The sequence below is a fragment of the Streptococcus sp. GMD4S genome (genome assembly GCF_000296955.1).
Map to the genome: position 1 here is coordinate 1 of NZ_AJRE01000138.1, position 2,670 is coordinate 2,670.

Sequence of the window (2,670 nt, forward strand, 5' to 3'; positions counted from 1 at the left end):
TCATAAAAGTTGGTCGCCAAATCACTTTGGATGACTTGGACATTCTCTAGTAAATACGTATAAGCTTGTTCAATTTTTTCAAAATCCATATTTCTATCTTATCAAATTTCCCTCCTTTTTTCCATTCCTATAGAAAAATCACTCCCTTACTAGGCGAGTGATTTTTGGGCTACTGTTAAAAAGAGCTCTGCGTAATTTCCTAGGAAAAGACCTTCGGCACTGTAAAGGATCTGACTGTCAATGCTCGAAAAACCAAACTGGGCTAGCTTGTTTTCCAGTTCAGCTAAATCAAAACCATGATGGTTGGTATCTGTCTTGACAAAATCAGCGATGAGGACCTGTCCATTCTCCCTAAGATGATGGTGAAACATAGCAAGAGTTGCATCTAGATCAGGCATATGATGAAGAACCCTACTGACAACAATTAGGTCAAATTGCTGCTCCAAGGGATTTGCCAGTAAATCCTGCTCCAAGAGTTGAAGATTCCTGATTTCTTGTTCCTCTGCTTTCAAACGGGCTTGCTCCAGCATTTTCTCCGAGATGTCTACAAGGGTAACCGACTTGGCCTGCTTGGCTAGGGGCAAAGCTAACAGACCTGTTCCACCACCAAAATCCAGTATTTCCTTGTCTGATAGAAGAGCAATCTGTTTTTCAACTGCTTTACAAACTAAGTTTGCAAGAAAGATATTTTTGGGCGAATCAAAGGTTTCTGCTTTGTGATTAAAATCATGTTTCATGCTTTTAGTTTAACACAAAGTAGTTGAATTGACTAGGAATTGTCTTTCTTTTCAGGCTTTTCTTCTGATTTTTTCTTCCCTGCTTGATTGCTTGAATCAGTCGCTACCTCTTCCTTTTTATCCGTTTTCTTTTCTTGGATTTTCATCGGAGGAAAGAGAAATTCATAGTTGCCCTTATTCATACGAACACTTGTTGTAAAACCTGTTTTCGTATTTTGATACCTGACTTTTCCTAAGTTAAAGACTCGTTCCCCGCTCTCTTGCTCAGCCTTATCTTTGCTTCGTTTGGCCATGGCAAAAGCGACCAACTTTTCTTTGTTTAGGGTAAAGTCTTTGTGATGGGCGACTTGCCGATTCAAATAAAACTGCAACAAAAGGCTAAAAATGGCTGCAATGGTGACTGCATATAAAAGAACACCTGCCTTAACTTTTTGCTTTTTCCACACGATAGATGAACTCCCTTTCTAGGCCCTTTTGAAATTGGAAACGAAAGCGAACCAATTGATTTTCCTCTGTAATTTGAGCTGATTTGAGCCCATAAACCATAGGTTGGTAGCCCCGTCCGCTGGTATCCGTTTTTCGAAAATCATCCGATTTAGACTTTCCTATAGAGATAGCCTTACCATCCTGTTTCATGTAGAGGCGATTGCCTTCTACCTTTTCAAACTGCGAACGATCTAACTCTGCCTCCAGTTGATCCACAAACAAGAGCCACTCTTTTTGCTCGCTTTGCTGCTGGTAACGAACTTCTGAAATGAGGAGCTGACTCATAGCTTGAAAAAGGAGCAAGCCTCCGCTAATGACGATAAGGGCAATCAGAGATTCTAATAGAGTGAACGCTCTTACCTTACTGCTCTTTAAGATACAGCAACTTCTCTGAACCATGGTAGACCTCCAATCCCTTTTCACTAGCAAACACCTGAATCTCCACTCCATTTATGTTTACCTGATTTTGACCTGTCTGCAGAGCCATCTTAGCTACACGTAAGACTTCTTCCTTTTGCAAGATTTCTGCCTCTTCCTGCCTATTTTTCTGGATTTGTCCCAAAAGAAGGGTCGCAATGCTGGCAAAAACGCCTAGAGCAACTACCGCTTCCAGTAAAATCACTGCCTTAATTTTTTGTTTCCTTAATGCGTTTAATTTTTCCATTTCCTAGATATAATTGATAGCGAATCGCTCCTTTGCTGGTCTGAAATTCAACCTTAGCCAGGGACGAATTGCCCCCAGCTCGGTCAAATATAATGCTTTGTCCTGATGGTGCCTGAATCCCTTTAGGAACGGTCAAGTTTTGACTGCCGTTACTGATCGTCTGTCCATCTAAGTTCAGACTGGTCTTTTGCTGACTGGCTACACTGCGTTTTTGCGTTTCCCGATAGAGTTCTTCAAACTCCATAAAGAAAATCTGCTCCTCTACCGCTGCAAAACTGGACTGGACAGAGCCAGACAAGCCTAAACCAAGGATACTCACAAGTCCCAAAACTAAGAGACTTTCCAGTATAGTAAAGGCCTTAATCTGCAACAGTTTGACTGGTTTTTTGTTTTGCATGGTAGTCTTTATAAGCTTTGGCTTGCTCTGCTGTGATACGACCGTCCGCTTGTAATTTGCTAAGGCTAGCATCTTCATTCTTGTCCAGACTATAGAGCTCTGCCTGGCTTTCTACGACCTTGACAACAGCAGCTTTTCCTTTATCATCTACGGCATCCTTTTGCTTGGTCAAATTGGGCACAAAGAGCAAGAGAAGAACACTGATGATAAGCAAAACCACCAACATTTCTACCAACGTGAAAGCTTTAACCTTGGCTTTTTTTAAATTTGTCATGAGTTTTTTCATTTTAAAAATTTACCTCCATATTTTGATACATGGGCATAAGCATTGCCGCATAAAGTAAAACGATAATCAGGGCCACAAAGATAAAAACCAGTGGCTGTAC

Annotated in this window: 6 protein-coding genes; all 6 read right to left on the bottom strand. The window is 41.0% G+C overall.

The features are described from left to right. Positions 1–149 precede the first annotated feature (149 nt). Genes GMD4S_RS07805 through comGC form a run of 6 tightly spaced genes read right to left on the bottom strand, consistent with a single transcriptional unit; the run spans position 150 to position 2,570 of the window. Positions 150–737 carry a class I SAM-dependent methyltransferase gene (locus tag GMD4S_RS07805; RefSeq protein WP_000679761.1) on the bottom strand — a complete coding sequence of 196 codons (588 nt, stop codon included), beginning with the start codon at positions 735–737 and terminating at the stop codon, positions 150–152. 32 nt (positions 738–769) lie between these two features. Then, a complete protein-coding gene (gene comGG / locus GMD4S_RS07810) occupies positions 770–1,183 on the bottom strand; it encodes a competence type IV pilus minor pilin ComGG (RefSeq protein WP_000265642.1) in 414 nt (137 codons plus the stop codon). Then, positions 1,161–1,622: a competence type IV pilus minor pilin ComGF gene (gene comGF / locus GMD4S_RS07815; RefSeq protein WP_000250705.1), complete on the bottom strand. Its 462-nt coding sequence runs from the start codon at positions 1,620–1,622 to the stop codon at positions 1,161–1,163. The genes comGG and comGF overlap by 23 nt, the downstream gene beginning before the upstream one ends. After that, positions 1,585–1,887, bottom strand: a complete 303-nt coding sequence (comGE, locus tag GMD4S_RS07820; protein WP_000413379.1) for a competence type IV pilus minor pilin ComGE — start codon at positions 1,885–1,887, stop codon at positions 1,585–1,587. The genes comGF and comGE overlap by 38 nt, the downstream gene beginning before the upstream one ends. After that, the gene (comGD, locus tag GMD4S_RS07825; RefSeq protein ID WP_001180048.1) at positions 1,850–2,284 is read right to left on the bottom strand and encodes a competence type IV pilus minor pilin ComGD; all 435 of its coding nucleotides are present in this window, start codon (positions 2,282–2,284) and stop codon (positions 1,850–1,852) included. The genes comGE and comGD overlap by 38 nt, the downstream gene beginning before the upstream one ends. Beyond that, the gene (gene comGC / locus GMD4S_RS07830; RefSeq protein ID WP_000735800.1) at positions 2,247–2,570 is read right to left on the bottom strand and encodes a competence type IV pilus major pilin ComGC; all 324 of its coding nucleotides are present in this window, start codon (positions 2,568–2,570) and stop codon (positions 2,247–2,249) included. Before comGC ends, comGD begins: the two co-directional genes overlap by 38 nt. Between the last annotated feature and the right edge of the window lie 100 nt (positions 2,571–2,670).